Origin of the sequence: Falsiroseomonas sp. E2-1-a20, assembly GCF_051433195.1 — a bacterium.
Lineage (GTDB): Bacteria > Pseudomonadota > Alphaproteobacteria > Acetobacterales > Acetobacteraceae > Falsiroseomonas.
In genome coordinates this window covers 1-17,444 of sequence record NZ_JBHMFT010000056.1, presented here as the reverse complement: position 1 = coordinate 17,444, position 17,444 = coordinate 1, and the positions used below count along the sequence as shown (strand labels likewise).

General features: G+C 67.2%; 18 protein-coding genes and 1 pseudogene. 9 read left to right on the top strand and 10 right to left on the bottom strand.

The window, feature by feature from the left end; genetic code table 11:
- Nucleotides 1-245 (top strand): annotated as a pseudogene (locus tag ACFHPP_RS28015) (hypothetical protein); the annotation flags it as partial.
- A 541-nt stretch (nt 246-786) separates the two neighbouring features.
- On the opposite strand, the gene ACFHPP_RS28010 reads toward ACFHPP_RS28015, so the two are convergent.
- The 6 genes from ACFHPP_RS28010 to ACFHPP_RS27985 all read right to left on the bottom strand — a co-directional run bounded on the left by ACFHPP_RS28010 (nt 787) and on the right by ACFHPP_RS27985 (nt 5,763).
- Nucleotides 787-1,251 (bottom strand): recombinase family protein, encoded by a 465-nt coding sequence (locus tag ACFHPP_RS28010; protein WP_437166535.1) that lies wholly within the window; start codon nt 1,249-1,251, stop codon nt 787-789.
- 37 nt (nt 1,252-1,288) lie between these two features.
- Complete coding sequence (locus ACFHPP_RS28005; protein ID WP_437166534.1) at nt 1,289-1,546, bottom strand: hypothetical protein; 258 nt, start codon at nt 1,544-1,546, stop codon at nt 1,289-1,291.
- Nucleotides 1,547-1,684: 138 nt separating this feature from the next.
- Nucleotides 1,685-2,749, bottom strand: coding sequence for a Bug family tripartite tricarboxylate transporter substrate binding protein (locus tag ACFHPP_RS28000; RefSeq protein ID WP_437166533.1), 1,065 nt, complete (start codon nt 2,747-2,749; stop codon nt 1,685-1,687).
- 67 nt (nt 2,750-2,816) lie between these two features.
- A complete protein-coding gene (locus tag ACFHPP_RS27995; protein WP_437166532.1) occupies nt 2,817-3,512 on the bottom strand; it encodes a recombinase family protein in 696 nt (231 codons plus the stop codon).
- Nucleotides 3,512-4,267: a DUF3489 domain-containing protein gene (locus tag ACFHPP_RS27990; protein ID WP_437166531.1), complete on the bottom strand. Its 756-nt coding sequence runs from the start codon at nt 4,265-4,267 to the stop codon at nt 3,512-3,514. The genes ACFHPP_RS27995 and ACFHPP_RS27990 overlap by 1 nt, the downstream gene beginning before the upstream one ends.
- Before the next feature lie 182 nt (nt 4,268-4,449).
- Entirely contained in the window at nt 4,450-5,763 is a 1,314-nt protein-coding gene (locus ACFHPP_RS27985; RefSeq protein WP_437166530.1) for a hydantoinase/carbamoylase family amidase, read from the bottom strand.
- A gap of 144 nt (nt 5,764-5,907) precedes the next feature.
- Between ACFHPP_RS27985 and ACFHPP_RS27980 the strand changes: the two genes are divergently transcribed.
- The 8 genes from ACFHPP_RS27980 (at nt 5,908) to ACFHPP_RS27945 (ending at nt 14,453) form a co-directional block, all read left to right on the top strand.
- A complete protein-coding gene (locus ACFHPP_RS27980; RefSeq protein WP_437166529.1) occupies nt 5,908-6,885 on the top strand; it encodes a MurR/RpiR family transcriptional regulator in 978 nt (325 codons plus the stop codon).
- 22 nt (nt 6,886-6,907) lie between these two features.
- Entirely contained in the window at nt 6,908-8,485 is a 1,578-nt protein-coding gene (locus ACFHPP_RS27975) for an ABC transporter substrate-binding protein (RefSeq protein WP_437166528.1), read from the top strand.
- Nucleotides 8,486-8,513: 28 nt separating this feature from the next.
- Complete coding sequence (locus ACFHPP_RS27970) at nt 8,514-9,455, top strand: ABC transporter permease (RefSeq protein ID WP_437166527.1); 942 nt, start codon at nt 8,514-8,516, stop codon at nt 9,453-9,455.
- Nucleotides 9,448-10,365, top strand: coding sequence for an ABC transporter permease (locus ACFHPP_RS27965; RefSeq protein ID WP_437166526.1), 918 nt, complete (start codon nt 9,448-9,450; stop codon nt 10,363-10,365). Before ACFHPP_RS27970 ends, ACFHPP_RS27965 begins: the two co-directional genes overlap by 8 nt.
- A gap of 11 nt (nt 10,366-10,376) precedes the next feature.
- A complete protein-coding gene (locus ACFHPP_RS27960; RefSeq protein ID WP_437166525.1) occupies nt 10,377-11,852 on the top strand; it encodes a M81 family metallopeptidase in 1,476 nt (491 codons plus the stop codon).
- Nucleotides 11,853-11,854: 2 nt separating this feature from the next.
- Nucleotides 11,855-12,883 carry an ABC transporter ATP-binding protein gene (locus tag ACFHPP_RS27955; protein ID WP_437166524.1) on the top strand — a complete coding sequence of 343 codons (1,029 nt, stop codon included), beginning with the start codon at nt 11,855-11,857 and terminating at the stop codon, nt 12,881-12,883.
- On the top strand, nt 12,880-13,863 hold the full coding sequence (locus ACFHPP_RS27950; protein ID WP_437166523.1) for an ABC transporter ATP-binding protein: 984 nt from the start codon (nt 12,880-12,882) through the stop codon (nt 13,861-13,863). Before ACFHPP_RS27955 ends, ACFHPP_RS27950 begins: the two co-directional genes overlap by 4 nt.
- A gap of 182 nt (nt 13,864-14,045) precedes the next feature.
- Complete coding sequence (locus ACFHPP_RS27945) at nt 14,046-14,453, top strand: hypothetical protein (RefSeq protein ID WP_437166522.1); 408 nt, start codon at nt 14,046-14,048, stop codon at nt 14,451-14,453.
- 112 nt (nt 14,454-14,565) lie between these two features.
- Here the strand turns inward: ACFHPP_RS27945 and ACFHPP_RS27940 are convergent, their stop codons facing one another.
- The 4 genes from ACFHPP_RS27940 to ACFHPP_RS27925 all read right to left on the bottom strand — a co-directional run.
- Entirely contained in the window at nt 14,566-15,213 is a 648-nt protein-coding gene (locus ACFHPP_RS27940) for a glutathione S-transferase family protein (RefSeq protein ID WP_437166521.1), read from the bottom strand.
- A gap of 128 nt (nt 15,214-15,341) precedes the next feature.
- Complete coding sequence (locus tag ACFHPP_RS27935) at nt 15,342-16,274, bottom strand: ketopantoate reductase family protein (RefSeq protein WP_437166520.1); 933 nt, start codon at nt 16,272-16,274, stop codon at nt 15,342-15,344.
- Between the two features lie 17 nt (nt 16,275-16,291).
- Nucleotides 16,292-16,744: a GFA family protein gene (locus ACFHPP_RS27930; protein WP_437166519.1), complete on the bottom strand. Its 453-nt coding sequence runs from the start codon at nt 16,742-16,744 to the stop codon at nt 16,292-16,294.
- Nucleotides 16,745-17,008: 264 nt separating this feature from the next.
- The coding region (locus tag ACFHPP_RS27925; RefSeq protein ID WP_437166518.1) for a hypothetical protein at nt 17,009-17,444 on the bottom strand (436 nt) is incomplete at its 5' end.

Sequence of the window (17,444 nt, the reverse complement as noted above, 5' to 3'; positions counted from 1 at the left end):
ACGGCGTGGCAGTCGCCCATGCCTGCCGACGGCGGCTTCCTGGACTGCCGGTCGTTTATGCGACAGGCAACCCGGAAAGCCTTGTTGGCCGGCCGCTCAGCGCGCGGGATTGCGTCGTGGCGAAGCCGTTCACGTCCTACGAACTTGTTGCAGCGGTGCGCGAAGTCGGGCTGCCGACCCGCATCGTGCATGCGGCGCGACAGCAAGCGACGGAACTATCGGCGCGAGCTAGCCTGTGCATGTAGCGTGCTCAGGCAGAGGGCGCTGTTGCTTCGCGCGGCCTTGCCCCTCACCTGCATGGGTAGGGCTCCGCCAGCATCGTGCGGGTCCAGGTCCCGCTTACTCGAGGCGTCGGCACCTATCGTTGATCGGCGCTGAAGAATTGGTGCAGGCGGCCAAGCGACGGTCTGGCTGGTAGATGCGACGTCAGGAAGCTGATACTGGGACTGAATGAAATGCAATGGCGCCTCCAGCGACAGCGGCCAGAAGCCCTCGAGCGCCGAGACGGGCAATGCTGCGCCAGTAGCCTCGGCGCAAGCAGATGCACATCGGGAGCGCCTTCGTCAGTCGTAGGCCATAGCGGCTCAAACGGCCCGTGCCAGGGCGGCGGGCGGCAAGCCGACTGAGGAACAGGCGGTGCGCCTGATTGCGGAGTTCAACGCGCGCGGCGGCGGGATTTCGGCTGTTCCGCCGTCAGACGATGATCCCCTGGATGGGCTGGACGGTGCCAAGCCGCTCAGGCGCTCACCAAAATAGCGCGCCGGTGCCGGCGTTATGCTGGCGCGCTCATGCGATAGGTCGTGCCATTACCCACGCGACGGTCGTATGCGTCCAAGCTCCTGTGCCCTGGGGCGCCGGAACGCCCCGCTTATTCAGCGCCCGCGCCAACGCCGCCTGGCCAGCGACACCCAGGGCGCGTAGGTGCTCCACCTCCAGCACCAGCCGATGCGCTGCCTGGGTCGCGGCCTTTCGGCGCGCATGGGCCGCGGCGCCACTGTCGGGCTCCACTGCAGGCCTGTAGCCCCGGTCGCCGCCCAGCACCGCCCCACGTGTTTTAGCGGCCGCCAGAGCTGCCCGGATGCGTTCGCTGATGAGCTCCCGCTCCTTCTGCGCCATCGCCGCGTAGATCCGCGGCATGAGCTCGTCATCGCCCGGCATGTCAGCCGCGCGGATCGACACCCCATCCTCCAGCAGCTGCGACAGCGTGTGGGCCCGCCGTGTGATCCGGTCGAGCCGCGCCGCCACCAGCACCGCCCCGAGTTGCCAGCACCCTGAGCCGCCGCGCGCGTCAGTGCATTGTGCGCCCTTGCGCTGCAGCGAAGCTGGCAATCCCCTCTGACTCAATTGTCGAGAGCGCCTCCTCGAGGGCGGCCTTGTCAGTGGCGAACTGATCGTCCCAGACCGTCGAACCGCCGAGGTGATCGACGACTTCGAGGATCCAGCCCGTGTCTTCCTTGCCGCGATAGATCAGGACCTCAACGCTGATGTTGCCCTGCGTGACCCGCTGCTCCTGCGGTGAGTGGATGATCCTGTAATCCTCTTCCATGGGGCGGCCTCCAAATGGGGTGCGGCACGATAGCTCCGCCTTCGGCCGTCCGTCAGGTGGGGTTGCCCTACAGCCCGCCGCCCTTGGAAACAGTCAGCGGGCGGCGCTGAGGCGCCCTCCTTGATGCGTGGCCGCCGCTCAACCTGCGGGCTTGATGCCCGCGCGCCGAGCCGTTTCTGCTATCAGCGCGCGCTCCCGCGTCAGCCAAGCGGCGAAACCCTCTGGCTGCTGCTCACTCTCCGCGGCGATCTCTGCGCCGAGTTCTGCCTGCCGGGCACGGTAGTCAGGATCCGCGAGCCCTGCACGGACCGCCACGCCCAGGGCGGCCAGCACGGGCGTGGGCGTGCCGGCCGGCGCCACCAGCCCGGCCCAGGACCCGCCCGTCAGGTTCAGCCCATTCTCGATCAGCGTCGGAACCTCCGGTGCGATGAGCATCCGCCCCGCCGACGACATCGCCAAAATGCGTGACATGCCGTCGCGCCAAGTGGGCAGCACCGTCGAGATCTCGGCCATCACCACTGGAATAGCCCCCGAAAGCACATCCGGAACCGATTGGCTGGACCCCCGATAAGGCACATGGGTCAGGCGCACATCGGCGGCAGACATGACCTGCTCGATCAGAAAATGGGTGGCGCTTCCCTGGCCCGAGGAGCCGATGGCCACGTAGCCCGGCCGCGCCCGGGCCGCCTGCAGCAGGTCAGCTACGCTGCGCCAGGGACTGTCGGCGCGCACTGTTAGCGTCACCGGGCTGCGGCTGATCATGGAGATCGGCGCAAAGTCCGCCGCTGGATCATAGGAGAGCCGCGCCTGCAGCACCGAGGCGTTCGTCAGCGGCCCGTTCGAGCCGAGCAGAAGGGTATGCCCATCAGGGGCCGCCCTAGCTACAAAGTCGGCGCCCACCGTGCCGCCCGCACCGGCCCGGTTCTCGACAATCACCGGCTGGCCGAGGCGCGCCGCCATCCGTTCGGCGAGCAGGCGACCCTGGATGTCGGAGGAAGTCCCCGCGGCGAAGGGCACAATGATGCGAACGGGGCGCTGCGGAAAGTCCTGCGCGCCAGCGGCCGGTGCCAGCAGCAGGCCAGGAGTGGCAAGGACGAGACGGCGGTACAGGCGCATGGACACATTCCTCTCCTCAACGAGCGGAAAGCTGACACGCTGCTCCCAGCAGGACCAACGAGATTTCACCGGCAGCGGATCGTCCAACCCAAGATCCGTCGGCCCCCATTTGCCCGGGAAGATCGCGTCGCTGCCGGCCTTAGGCTAGCGTGCCTCATGGAATAGCTCGTGCCACTACCCGCGCGATGGTCGTATGCGTCCAAGCTCCTGTGCCTTGGGGCGTCGGCACGCCCTGCTCATTCAGCGCCCGCGCCAACGCCGCCCGCCCCATGACACCCTCGGCGCGCAGGTGCTCCACCTCGAGCACCAGCCGATTCGCCGCCTGGTCCGCTGCCTCTCGGCGCGCATGGGCCGCGGCGCCGCTGTCGGGGCCATTTGCTGGCCGGTAGCCCCGGTCGCCGCCCAGCACCCGCCCTCGGGCCTTTGCCGCCGCCAGCGCCGCCCTGGTACGCTCGCTGATCAGCTCCCGCTCCTTCTGCGCCATCGCCGCGTAGATGCGCAGCATCAGCTCATCCGCGCCCGGCATGTCGGCAGCCCGGATCGCCGTGCCGTCCTCAAGCAGCTGCGACAGCGTGTGCGCGCGACGGGTGATGCGGTCGAGCCGCGCCGCGACGAGCACCGCCCCAAGCTGCCGGCACCGCGCCAGCGCCGCCTGGAAGCCCGGCCGGCGGTCGTCCTTGCCGCTCGCGATGTCGGAGAACTCGGCCACCAGCGTCCACCCCTGCCCCACCACGAAGGCCCGCACGCTGGCCTGCTGCGCCTCAAGGCCCAGCCCGCTCTGCCCCTGCTCGGCGGTCGAGACCCGGTAGAGGCCGACCGCCAGGCGCGAGGCGCTGTGCTGCGCCCGCATCAGGCCGACACCGCGGCGATCTGGTAGACGCTGTAGCTGCCGCGGCCGTCGGTCTTGTTCGGGCCGACCTGACGCACGCGCTCCAGAACCTTTACTTCGATGCCATGGCGGGTCCGCAGGCCGGCGAAGAACCCGCGGACCGTGTGCGGCGCCCAGCCTGTGGCTTCCACCACCTGCGCCACTGTGGCGCCCTCGGATCGGCGCAGCAGCACCAGCACCGCCGCCTGCTTCGTGCCCTCGCGCGGCTTGCGGGGGGTGTCGGCTGCTCGGGGAACGCGCGCCGGCCGGCCGGCTAGGATTGCGCGCAGGGAGGCCAGGTCGGCATCGAGCGGCTGGGAGGCTTCCCAGGCGGTGACCACGGCGGTAGCGGCGACGCGCAGGGTGAGCCGACCAGCGGGCGCATCCTGGAGTGCGGAGGTCGCCGCCGGGCTCAGAGGCGGGCTGTCGGAGGCGGCGGTCGCGTGGGTGTCGCCGGAAGGCAGTACCGGCGACACCGCGGCGGCGGGATCAAGACCGATGGAGGCCAGGCCCTTGTCGGTGATGCGAAGCGCGATCCACACGCTCGCCTCGTCCTGGCGCCATGCAAGCCCGACATGCTCCGCTGGCGCCGGCACCTCGGTGAGAAGGCCGCCCTTCAGCATGCTGTGGAAGACGGCGTTGCGCGCTGCTGCGGGGATCTTCGGCAGCGGGGCCAGCCTCGCTTCGTGCTCGGCGGCCTGGCGCAGGATTTGGGACTGGGTGTCGGACAGCGTCATGGTGGTGGTCTCCGGCATCGGGCCCCGAGGATCGGGCCCTACCACCAGGCGCCCCGCCGGGATGAACCGGTCGGGGCGTGACGAACGCATCGCTCCGAACTCGAGCAAAGCCAAGCGCGTTCTGCACGTAGCGGCTCAACATCGACCGTGTTAAATTTCTTGATCCTGTTCGAACTCTGTCGCTATGCGCCGGATACGGAACACATGCCGGCAGCGTCGCGGAGCCAGTGTGCCAGGATCGCGGTCCCGGCCAGCAAATCGTCAATTTCCATGGCTTCGGCGGGATTGTGGCTGCCATTGGCGTTGCGCACGAAGATCAGGCCCATCGTGATGCCGGCCGCCGCGAAGGCTGCCGCATCATGCGAGGCCGGGCTTTCCAGCGGTCGCCATGGCAGGCCGAGCGCTTGTGCAGCGCCCTCCAGCGACGCGCGGATTACCGGATCGACGGGCCCGACCGGCGCCGAGGTCCTTGCGCCCAGCTCAAAGCTTACGCCCCGATGCGCCTCCACCTCCGTCACCAGGGTCTTCATGCTGTCTTCCAACCGCGCCAGCGTCGCCTCGTCATAGGCGCGTATGTCGAGGCTGAAGTCGAAGCTGCCCGGGACGATGGTCAGCCCATGGTGCCGCGCATCGGTATGGAAGCGGCCGATGGTGCAGGCCATCGGGATGCCGTCCGCATCGTATTGCTGCCAGATGCGATCCAGCCCGACCGCGAATTCGGCGGCCGCGAGCGCGGCATCCCGGCGGAAGCGCCGCGGCAGTCCGACATGGCCCTGTTCGCCCTGGATGCGCGCCGCCGGATAACGGAAATTGCCCGGAATGCCGGTGCCGACGGCAACCGGCAGGCCCGCCTCCACCAAGCTCGGCGCCTGTTCGATATGCAGTTCGATGAAGCCGCCGATCCGGCCGGGCGGCAGGAAGGGCGGGGCCCCCAGCAACGCCGCCGGCCGGCCGCCGAGCTGCGTGATATGCTCGGCCAGCGTGCGACCGGTATCGGTGCGGCATGCCTGCAAGGCAGAGGGCGGCAGCGTGCCGAGCGCCGCGCGGCTGCCGATGTAGGAAACCTGGAACCAGATGCTTTCCTCCGCGCGGATCGCCATCAGGATGATGTCGCAGGCCGGCTGGGCGCCGGGCAGGCGCTTCAGCGCGGCGATGGCGGCGAGGCCTGCCACCACCCCCGCGGCGCCATCGAAATTGCCGCCCTGCGGCACCGAATCCAGGTGCGAGCCTACCATCAGCGCCGGCAGCGCGCGATCGCGGCCCGGCCAGGTGAGGTAGGTGTTCAGCGCGGCATCACGCGAAACCTCCAGCCCCAGCGCCGCGGCGTGCCGCACCAGCAGGTCATGCGCGAAGGCCTCACCTTCGCCATAGGCCGCACGCGTCACGCCCGGGCCATCGCTCGTGCCGGCGCGGAGTTCGTCGAAGAAGCCGCTCGCCAGGTCACGCTGGGCGGCCACCGCATCGGCAAGCGCGGTGGTGCGGGGGTCTGCGGCCATGTCGCCTGGATCCTTGTCCCTGGAGCCGGCAGCGACGCCGGCGATTCAATTGCGCCATTTGTAAAGCGGAAGAACCAAACGTTGCACAGATTTCGGATTTCCGCCTAGGCTTGAACCAGGCACGTGACAGGGGTGGCATCAGGGATGCTCGACACGACGCTCGAAGGCCGGATCGACGGCGTTTTCGACGCCCTCAGCGGGCAACTCCGCAGTGCCGCACGCTTCGTCGCCGATCATCCGGCGGAGGTCGCCATGCATTCCATGCGACGGATCGCGCAGCAGGCCGGGGTGGCGCCGGTCACCATGCTGCGGCTGGCGCGGCGCCTGGGGCTCGGGGATTACAACAGTCTTCGCAGCATCTGCCGCGACCGTGTGCGCGAGAGCACGCCGGGCAACCATTTCGCACAGCGCGCCCGGGCCTTGCAGGCACGCGGAACCGCCAGCGAGGGTGGCGGCCTGGCGACGGACCTCCTGGCCGCGGACCTGCTAGCCGCCGACCGGCAGAATCTGGAACACACGCTGTGCCCGCAGAATGCCGCAAGGCTGCAGGAAGCAATGCCGCTGCTGGCCGAGGCGCGGCGCGTGCTGATCGTGGCGCGGAGAAGCTGCTACCCGGTCGCCTGCTGCTTTCACTATGCCTACAGCCTGTTCCGCACCAATGCCGTGCTGCTGGAAGACCGCGCCGGCAGCTTCGGCCCGGAGCTCCTCGACATCGGCCCCAGCGACGTGCTGCTGGCGGTGAGCTTCGAGCCCTATTCCGCCGAGACGATCACCACCGTCGAGACGGCGCGGGAGGCAGGCGCAAGCATCCTGGCCCTGACGGACACGGAATTTTCCCCACTCGCCCGCGCCGCCACCGTCACGCTGCTCGCGGCGAATGGCAGCCCGGCCTTCCTGCAATCCATCGTCGCCGCCACGGCGCTGGTCCAGGCGCTGGTTATCGGCGTCTTCATCAGCGCCGGCCAGGCCGCAGTTTCGGCGCTGGAGCAGAAGGAGGCGCGTCTCCGCGCGCGCAGCGCCTACAGCAGCGGCCCGGCGCCGGCGCCAGGGCGTGTCGCGCGAAGCACAAACCGGGTGGCGAAGCGGATGTCATCTCCAGCCCGGAGCGGACCCGCCGCATGAACTCAAACAGGAGGATGATCGCATGAACAGGAGAGGGTTGCTCGCCACCGGTGGCGCGCTGGCGCTTGGCGGCGCCACGGGTTTCAACATCCACAGTGCCCTGGCGCAGCAGCCGCGGCTCGCATCGTCCCAGGTGCTGCGATTCGCGGTTGGAGTCGACGACATCCGCTCGGTGGACCCACATTTTTCGATCGGTGTCGGCGAACAGCCGGTGACGCGCTCGGTGTATGAGGGGCTTCTGCTGTTTCCCGACGGCGCAATCAGTGGCGAGGACCTGCGCCCTGGCCTGGCGGAGCGCTGGGCGTCCTCGGACGACCGCAAGACCTGGACCTTCCATCTGCGCCGCGGCGTGCAGTGGCATCACGGGCATGGATTGTTCAGCGCGGATGACGTGGTGTTCTCGCTGGACCGCGTGCGGGGCCGCGAGGCCGGATCTCCGTTCCGCAACACGCTTGCCGATATCGAGGCGGTGGAGGCGCTGGATTCGCATACCGTGCGGATCGTGTTGAAAAACCCGGACGCCAACTTCACCGGCCTGCTGGTCGACTACGCCGCCGGCTTCATCGTCTGCAAGCGCGCGCTGGAAAGCGGCGTGGACCTGCGGACACGTCCGGTCGGTACCGGCCCGTTCCAGGCAACGGAATACCGGTCTCGCGAGAGCTTCACGCTGCAACGTCACGACGCCTATTGGGGCGGCAAGCCCGCGGTCGAGCGCATCGTGGTGCAATTCATGTCGGATGCGAGCACGCGGGAGCTTGCGCTGCGCGGTGGCGAATTGCACGCGATCGAGATTGCGGCCCGCCAGGATGTTGTGGACCGCATGCGGCGCGCGCGCATGGAGGTGGACCTGACGGCGCCCGCCAACATGTTCACACTGCACTTCAACACCAGCATGGCGCCGTTCAATGATATCCGCGTGCGCCGCGCCATCGCCCACGCCACCAACCGCGATGAATTGCTGGCCTTTCTCGGCCGCGACGTGTCGAAGCCGGAATTCAGCCCGCTACCATCCGGCTATGTCGGCCACACCGGCGAGGTGCCGCGCTACGCCTTCGACCAGGACCGCGCGCGGGCGCTGCTGGGCGAGGCCGGACTTGGCAGTGGCATCACCTTGAACACGCCGGTCAGCAACAACTCCATCTACCTGCCGCCGATGCAGGTGCTGCAGGAGCAGTGGAAGAAGGTCGGCGTCAATTTGGACCTGCGCGTGGTGGATCACCCGACCTATCACCGCCTGATCCGCGAGAACGTGGCGCCTGTCGTGATCTATGGCGCCTATCGCTACCCGCTGACCGGGCGGCTCTACTTCGACCAGTTCTACCACTCCGGCGCCACGGTCGGACGCCCGACGGCCATCACGAACTTCTCCCACTTCTCCGGTGCCGATGCGGAGATCGAGGCGGCCCGCTTCGAGACGGATGCAGAGAAGCAGAAGCAGCTCTGGATAACGGTGCAGCGCAAGATCATGGAAGAATCGGTGGCTATCCCGCTGTTCACACGATCCTACGCCATGGCGCGTTCGCCGAAGCTGGATCTGGGCCATGAGCAGAAGAGCTGGTCCTTCTACACGGTCTCGCCGCGCACGCGCCTCCTCGCCTAGCGGCTGAAGGAGGAGGGGGACTCACCGCATGTGGGCGTATTCGGCGAAGCGGCTGGTCTCAGCCGTCATCATCATGTGGGCGGTGGCGACGGTCGTGTTCCTCGCCATGCGCGTGGTGCCGGCAGACCCGGCCGAGGTGGTGCTCGGCGACCAGGCCTCGCAGGAGGCGCTCGATGCCTTCCGCGCCAGGTCGGGCCTCGATCGTCCGTTGACCGAGCAATATGTCGAGTTCTTCACCGGCGTGCTGCATGGCGATCTCGGCCGGTCGCTGATCACCAACGAGCCGATCGCCGAGCAGATCTGGTCGGTCTTCCCCTTCACCTTCACCCTGGCCTTCACCTCGCTCGCGGTCGGTGCGCTGATCGGCGTTCCGCTAGGCGTCTGGACGGCGGTACGTCGTGGTGGGCTGGTGGATTATTTCGGCCGGATCTTCGCGCTGGTCGGTTTTTCGTTCCCGGCCTTCTATCTCGGCATCGTGCTGCTTCTGATCTTTTCCGTATGGCTCGGCTGGACACCGATCATCCACTCGATCCGCGGTGGCAGTTGGCAGGAACATGTGCAGAAGCTGATCCTGCCATCACTCAGCCTCGGCCTGATCCAAGCGGCCTACATCACCCGCCTCACCCGATCCGCCATGCTGGAGGCGCTGGGCCAGGACTGGGTCCGGACGGCCTTTGCCAAGGGGCTGCCGGACCGGACGGTGCATTTCAAGCATGTGCTGCGCAACATAATGATCCCGGTGGTGACGGCGATGGGGCTCTACACCGGCACCATCCTGGGCGGCGCCGTGCTGACGGAGACAGTGTTCAACCGGCCGGGGCTCGGCAAGCTGCTGGTCGGCGCCATCGCGCAACGCGACTACACGCTGATCCAGTCCGGCCTGATGGTGTTCGCCTTCATCATCACCACGGTCAACCTTCTGGTGGACCTCAGCTACGCGCTGTTCGACCCGCGGGTGAAGTATGAGTGACGCGGCAGCCCTTCCGATCGCCACCGTTGCCGGTGCGGCGGACCCGCCAGTCGGCATCGGCCAGGCGATCCTGCGAACGCTGCGCAGCGATCCGGGTGCGGCCCTCGGCTGCCTGTTCATCGCGATCTTCGCGCTGACCGCGCTGCTGGCGCCGTGGATCTCGCCCTATGAACCGACGGCGCAGCACATCGTTCGCGCAAGCGAGGGCCCGAGTGCGCATTTCTGGCTCGGCACCGATGATTTCGGCCGCGATCTGCTCAGTCGCATTATCCACGGCTCGCGTCCCGCGCTGCTCGTCGGCGTGCTGTCGGTGCTGGTCGCCATCGGCCTCGGCGTGCCGGTCGGCATGCTGGCCGGCTACCACCTCGGATGGGTGGACCGCGTGGTGGGATGGGTCGTCGACATCATGCTGGCGCTGCCTTCGCTGTTGCTGGCGCTGATGGTCGTGGCCCTGCTCGGGGCGTCCACCGGCGTGCTGGTGCTGGCGATCGGCATTTCCCACGTGCCGATCTTCGTCCGCCTGGCGCGCAGTTCCACCATGGTGGTGCGCAATCTGGAATTCGTATCCCAGGCGCGGTCCTTCGGTGCATCGGACCTGCATATCCTGCGCCGCCACATCCTGCCGAACATCATCGGTCCGCTCATCATCATGGGCACGCTTTCGATCGCCGGTGCGATCCGGGAGGAAGCGAGCCTGTCCTTCCTCGGCCTCGGCGTGCAGGCGCCGCATCCATCCTGGGGCAATCTGATCCGGGATGGCGTGGCCGACATCCTGGAATCGCCGCATCTGGCCATCCTGCCCGGCATCGCGCTCACCCTCGCGGTGCTTGCCTTCAACATGGTCGGCGATTCGCTGCGGGACATGCTCGACCCGCGCGACCTGACCGCATCCGACGTCAAGAAGAAGTGAGGACGAACCGCATGCGCATCGCCATAGCCGGGTTGAGCCTGGAATCCGTCAGCTTCCTGCCGATCGAGACCACGATCGAGGATTTCAAGCGCACCGAATCCTCGGGCGCCGGCATGCTCACCCGCTACCGCGGCACCAACACCGTCCCTGGCGGCTTCATCGCGGTGTGCGAGCGGGAGGGCGCCGAACTGGTGCCGATCCTGCGCGCCGAGGGCGGTGCGGCCGGACCTGCCTCGGATGAAGCCTTCGTGCATTATTCGGACCGGATCTGTGCCGGCCTCAAAGCGGTGGAGCCGCTCGATGGCGTGCTGCTCAACCTGCACGGCGCTATGGCAACGCCGACGCGCCTCGACCCCGACCGCGAATTGACGGAACGCGTGCGCGCGGTGATCGGCCGCAAGGTGCCGCTGGTGGTGGCGCTCGATTACCACGCCAATATCGATGCCTCCCTGCTGGAGATGGCGGATGCCGTCTTCGGCTATCGCTTCTCCCCGCATGTGGACATGGGCGAGACCGGGGAGCGTGCCGCCGACTGCATGATCCGCATGCTGCGCGGCGAACTCCGCCCATCCTGCGCGCTGTTCAAGCCGGGCGTGATGGTGCCGAGCATCTTCAGCGCCACCAGCCTGCCGCCGCTTTCCGATATCGTGGCTGAATCCATCCGCATGTCGAAGGAGGCGCCGCATTATCTCGACATCTCCGTCTTCGCCGGCTTCTCCTATGCGGATGTGCCCAATTGCGGCTTTTCGGTGCTTGCGGTGTCGGGTGCCGGCCAGGCCAGCGCAAACGATGCGGCGCGCAAGCTCTGCGACAGGATTTACGCCGAACGGCACGCCCTGGTGCATCGTGAACTGGTGAAGGGGCTGGAGGACGGCATCGCCCATGCGCTCGACCACGCGCGCAACGCGAAGAAGCCCATCGTACTGCTGGAACACGCCGACCGGATGAATGATTCGACGCATGTGCTGCGCGCCCTGATGGGTCGCACCAACGGCATCCGCGTCGCCGTCCCCTTCGTCTGGGATCCGGCGGCCGCCGCGGCGGCGGTGCAGGCCGGACAGGGTGCGACGGTGAGCCTCGACATCGGCGGCCATTCCTCGGACGGCGCCGGCGGGCCGGTGCGGATCAAGGGGCGCGTTATCTTCGCAGGCGAAAAGCCGTACCGCACCACCGGGCCAATGCGGCACGGCAATCCGGTGGAACTCGGCCCGACCGCGGTAATCGAATCCGGCGACCTGATGATCTCCGTGACCACCGCGCAGACCACCGCGATCGACGAGGACTGCTTCATCCAGTTCGGCATGAAGGCTACCGATTTCGGCATCATCGTGCTGCGCTCGAAGACGCATTTCCGTGCGGTCTATGAGCCGCTGGCCGAGGAGATCCTGATCGTCGATACACCCGATTGGGGCCCCGCGGAGCTCTCAACCCTGCCCTATCGACATGTCCCGACCGACCGGATCTTTCCCTTCACGGACCCGACCTGAGCATGAACACCGCTGAGCCGCTGTTGTCGGTCCGCGACCTGCGCATCGCCTTCGATACCGCACGCGGCCGTGTCGTCGCCGTCGATGGTGTCAGTTTCGATGTGGCGGCGGGTGAGACGCTCGGCATCGTCGGTGAATCCGGCTGCGGCAAAAGCGTCACGGCGCTGTCGATCCTGCGCCTCGCGGGTCGCGGCGCGCGCATCCTGTCGGGTTCGATCCACCTCGGCGGGCGCGACCTGCTGAAACTGTCGGATCGCGATATCCGCGATGTGCGCGGTGGCGAGGTCGGCATGGTTTTCCAGGAACCGATGACCAGCCTTAACCCAGTCTTCACTGTGGGGGACCAGATCGCGGAACCCTTGATGCGGCATCGCGACCTGTCCCGCCGCGCCGCGCTGGACCGCGCGGCAGAACTGCTGGACACGGTGGGCATCCCGATGGCGCGGGCACGACTCGGCAGCTATCCGCATGAGATGTCGGGCGGCATGCGGCAGAGGGTGATGATCGCCATGGCGCTGTCCTGTCAGCCCAAGCTGCTGATCGCGGATGAACCGACGACGGCGCTCGATGTCACTGTGCAGGCGCAGATCCTGGAACTGCTTGCGGGGTTGCAACAGGAATTTAGTACCGCGGTCATGCTGATCACGCATGATCTGGGCCTGGTCGCCGAATTCGCCCAGCGCGCCGTCGTCATGTATGCCGGCCGCATCGTCGAACAGGCGGATGTCGCGACGCTGTTCCGCCAGCCGCTGCACCCCTATGCCGAAGGGCTCCTCGCCAGCATTCCGCCGATGGATGAGGATGTCGAGCGCCTGCGCGCGATCGAGGGCACGGTGCCCAGCCCGCATGCCATGCCGGATGGCTGCCGCTTCGCCCCGCGCTGCCCGCAGGCGCAGGCGGAATGCGTGGCGGTGGATCCGCCACTAATTCCCTTCCCCGGCGATCACGGCGCCGCCTGCATCGCCCACACCGGCTATCGCGTGCCGGCGCCCGGCGCAGTGACGCAGCTTCCAGCCGGTGCCCGGCCATGAGCGCGACAACCGACTCGCCGCTGCTGCGCGTGCAGGGGCTGACCAAGCATTTCGCGCAGCGCAAGGGCTTCCTCGGCCTGCGCCCGGCCGGTGCGGTGCGCGCGGTGGATGGGGTAAGCTTCGACATCGCCAAGGGCGAGACCCTGGGGCTGGTTGGCGAAAGCGGCTGCGGAAAATCCACCACCGGCCGCTTGCTGGTGCGCCTGCTGGACCCGACCGCTGGGCGCATCCTGTTCGACGGAACCGACATCGCGACGCTGCGCCAGCGCCGCCTGCGCCCGCTGCGGCCGCAATTCCAGATCATCGCGCAGGACCCCTACGGCTCGCTCAACCCGCGCATGAGGGTGGAGGAGATCCTGCGCGAACCGATGCAGGTTGCCGGCATGCAAGCGACTGACCAGGCACGCCGGGTGCGGGACCTGCTCGATCGCGTTGGCCTCGCCGCCGGCCATGCCTCGCGTTTCCCGCATGAATTCTCCGGCGGGCAACGGCAGCGCATCGCCATCGCGCGGTCGCTCGCGCTGCGCCCGCGCCTGGTGGTGTGCGACGAACCGGTCTCGGCGCTCGATGTCTCGGTGCAGGCTCAGATCATCAACCTGCTGAAGGACCTGCAGCGGGAGATGGGCCTAGCCTATTTGTTCGTAGCGCACGACCTGTCCGTGGTGCGGCACATCTCGGACCGCGTCGCGGTGATGTATCTCGGCCAGATGGTGGAGGTGGCGCCAAAGCGCAGCCTGTTCGCGACGCCACGGCACCCCTATACGCGAGCCTTGCTGTCTTCGGTGCCGGTGCCGCGCCCAGGTGCCGCGCGGCAGCGCATCGTGCTGTCGGGCGACGTGCCCAGCCCTGTCGCGCCGCCATCCGGTTGCCGCTTCCACACCCGCTGCCCGCAGGTCCAGGCGATCTGCAGCAGGGAGGAGCCGCTGCTGCAGGACAATGGCGACGGTCGCGCTGTCGCTTGCCACTTCGCCGACCCTTGAGGGTTGACCTTTGTTGATTCGGTCAAAACAGATCAGGAGTACATGCGCGAGGACCAACCGCAGGAGGTGCTGGCCTCCGGCACCACCATGCAGTGGAACAGCCCGGCGAAGGGCTCGCATGCTGGCGCGGTGATGGCCGATGCCTCGCTGAACCGTCGGCAATCGATCCGGGTCGGCGCAGGGTGGCGTTTGCGCAGGTCGAGATCGTGGGCTTCGACGGTCAAATCGACCTTGAGGCGCTGCGGCTGTTCGGTCTGTCGGTGGCGGCCCCGGCGGTGCTCTATGGCACGCCGCTTTTGACGGGCGCGCTTTTCGGCTCGAGGCGGCGGGAGCTCGCGGCGGAGGTGTCCTGGGATCTGCCGAGCCTGGCGCCGGGGGCGACCTCGCTGCTCGATGTCAAGGTGAATGGGGCGCGGGCGGAAGACCTGGCAGAGGTGTCGCTGGTGTCGTCGACTCGGTTCATCGAGATCGGCGCCGCGGTGTGGTCGAACAACACAGTGCAGGTGATGGCTCGGAACATCTCCGCGGCGACGTTCGATCTCGGAGCGGCAACGCTGTCCGTGGGGGTCACGAAGCGGCGGGTGCCGTGACGTTCTTCACCGAATGGACATCCACACAGCGAAAAGGCGCCCGCGCAACAGCGCGCCCTCTCCGCCTCCTTTCCCAGCATGCCTGGCAGTGTTCACCAGGTCAATCGCGGGCCTACCTCAGGGTCGGACGCGTTCTCGTGACGCTTGATCGGCCGCGGGTCCGCTCCCACCAAGCGGAGAGACGCGGGCGGCGCGCGAGCGCCACTCGCCCCTCCTCGGTCATGGCAAAATACTCCAGCATCGGCGCAAGGTGGCAGTCGGCGAGGCTGAATGCGTCCCCGCAAAGGAAACCCTCTACACAACCGCCGCCCGCCAGGCTTTCGACGGCCGCAAGCGCCCGCTCGGCCTGGGGCAATGCCTCAGCGATCACAGCCGGATCGGGCACGCCCCCCTGCATCGGCACGATAGCGTTCTGCCAGAAGATCTTCATCACCAACGGCTGGTAGGCGTAGCTGTCGAGTACGCCGCATACCTGTGTCATGCGCGCGCGAGCTCGGACATCCTCAGGCTGCAGTCGCGGTCCTGGGAACGCCTCATCTACGTAGCGGGCGATGGCGAAGGTCTCGAACAGGGCAAAGCCGTCATGCTCGAAGGCCGGGGCCTTGCCCCAGGGATGGCGTTTCAAATGCTCAGGCTTCTGGCCCTCGCCGCTCAGAAGGTGCACCTCGTTCAGCGTGTAGGGAACACCCTTCTCCTCGAGCACGAGGCGCACGCTGCGAGCGTAGTTGCTGTAGGCTGGGCCATGCAGGACCACGGACATGGACAGTCTCCTTGTTTCCTCGGCCGCACCAGTGCAGGAAGCCGTTAGGCGGAGCCCAAACCGGCCGGTTACAGAATACCAGCGCGGGATCGCGAAAAGTATTGCGATCGGTGGTGACGGATCTTGTTCTACTCGAGCGGCGGTCTGCCCCCACGGTGCGGCTTCAGCACGGCGTAGAGCGCGGCATGATGCGGCGTTGGAACGCTCAGGCGGCGACCCTCGCGGACGATGTGGCCCGAGAAGCCGTCCACCTCGAGCGGACCGCCCTTGGCAATGTCGTGGTAGGTCGACGCGTACATGCCGGGCGGAAAGCCCTTGAGCCGCGTCAGCCAGATTTCCTCGATGTCGTCCGGCAGCGTCGCGCCATCGGCACGGGCAACGGCCGTCGCCTCGGCGATGAGCGCGGCGACAACCTCGAGAATCTCAGGATCGGAGTAGAGCGGACCGGCCGGCAGCCGCGCGGCTGTGGTCATCGCGGCGTTGGTCGCTAGGCCTATCAGCTTCGTCCACAGTGCACTTCTGGCATCATCCGTAACTTCGGCGGCGAACCCCGCACGTCGGCAACGCTCGGCGAAGTCGACGGACTTGGCGCGGGCTGCCTCATCCTCGACCGGGGAGCCAAAGATGATAGACGACATCGCACCAGTGTAGCGGATGTGCCCCGGTGCCGAGATCACCGCGGAAACATATGCGCAGCCCGGCAGGATGATCGCGCCCGGCAACGCCGTCGCAATGGTGTCGGGTCCCGTGATGCCGTTCAGCAACGAGATGCCAAGCGTCCTCGGGCCGAACAACGGTGCCGCGGCGCGTGCCGCATCCTCCGCCTGGTAGAGCTTCACGGCGAAGAGCACGATGTCAGCGACGCCGAGCGCCCGGGCATCATCGCTCGCGTCCATACGGAGGGTGTCGTCGCCGCGCGGCCCCTCGACCCTCAGCCCCGAGTGTTGGATGGCAGCCAGATGGGCGCCTCGGGCCAGGGCGACGACATCTTCGCCGGCCATGGCCAGCATCCCGCCGAAATAGCCTCCGACCCCACCCGGGGCGACGATTGCGATGCGCATCGATCTGTCCCCGGCGATCATGTGTTGGCGTCCCGGCACTGGTCGGCGTCGGGGCGTACGGCGCCTGGAGCGGGGCCCCGCACGCAATGTTCAATACCGGGTGGCGGGACGAACCATGCGTGGTTCGACTCTTCGAAGAGCGAGACCAGAGGCGTTGGGAAGGTCGGGTCTGCGAGGGCGCTGGCGGGAATGTTGCAGATCCCGGGAAACTTCGCGGTCCTGGAGTACACGGTCGTGCCGAATTCCGGGCAGAAGTGCCGCTCGATTTCGTGGCGTTGTTGACCTTCGCCTTGGTGGATCTTGTAGGTCCTTTCCAGGCGAACGTCCGACGTCTGGTAGAAGGCATTGTAGGCAAAGGCGGAGCCGGAACGTCGCTTGAACGCCAGGCAATGGCACATGGCCACAGATCTCAGTTCTCCGTTCACGACGGAGCGGAACTGGCCGCACATGCATTTTGCTACCTTTTCCATGGAGCTTCTCCCTATTCTTTGTTTTGCAAAAATCCAGAGTGGTCAAACGCGTTCGACCACCGCCGGAGGTCAGAGGCGGTTTGCCGTTCGTCTCAATCCCCAGCGCCGAACGGGCGGGCCGATGGCGGCTCGGATCCGACCGACGCCAAGGCTAACACGCTGCCGACCTGCGGAGGGACCGTACCCATACAAAAACGGTCTGCCTCCACATTCTGCAGGCTTCAGCGCGGATCATACCAAACTCAACAGAATTTGGCGGCAGGGTTACGATCTTTGATGCACCTGCACGGCGCGGAATAAGCCGTACCCGAGCACCATGGCTATGGTCGAAGCCGTCGCGACATAGAAAGGCGTGGTCGGACTGCCAATCAGGTCCTGCAGGTGTCCGGCGAGGGCGGGTAGAGCCGCGAAGATTGCAAAGTTACAGGTCTGAAACACGCCCATGCCGACACTACGGCTCTCAGGCCGTAGTACCTCGCTCGGAAGCGACAGGAGCACACCAACCGGCAGTCCCATCATCAGCCCTGCGATCAATAGCGGTAGCGCCGGAGCCATCAGCGGCATGAGCAGCAGGCACAGACCCCAGCCGAACAGCCCCATCGGCACCAACGCGGTCGCCCGTCCGCCTCGCTGGGCGAGAATTCCACCAGCCTGCACCGATGCGACCACCAGCCATCCTGCCGCTCCAACGATCATGCCA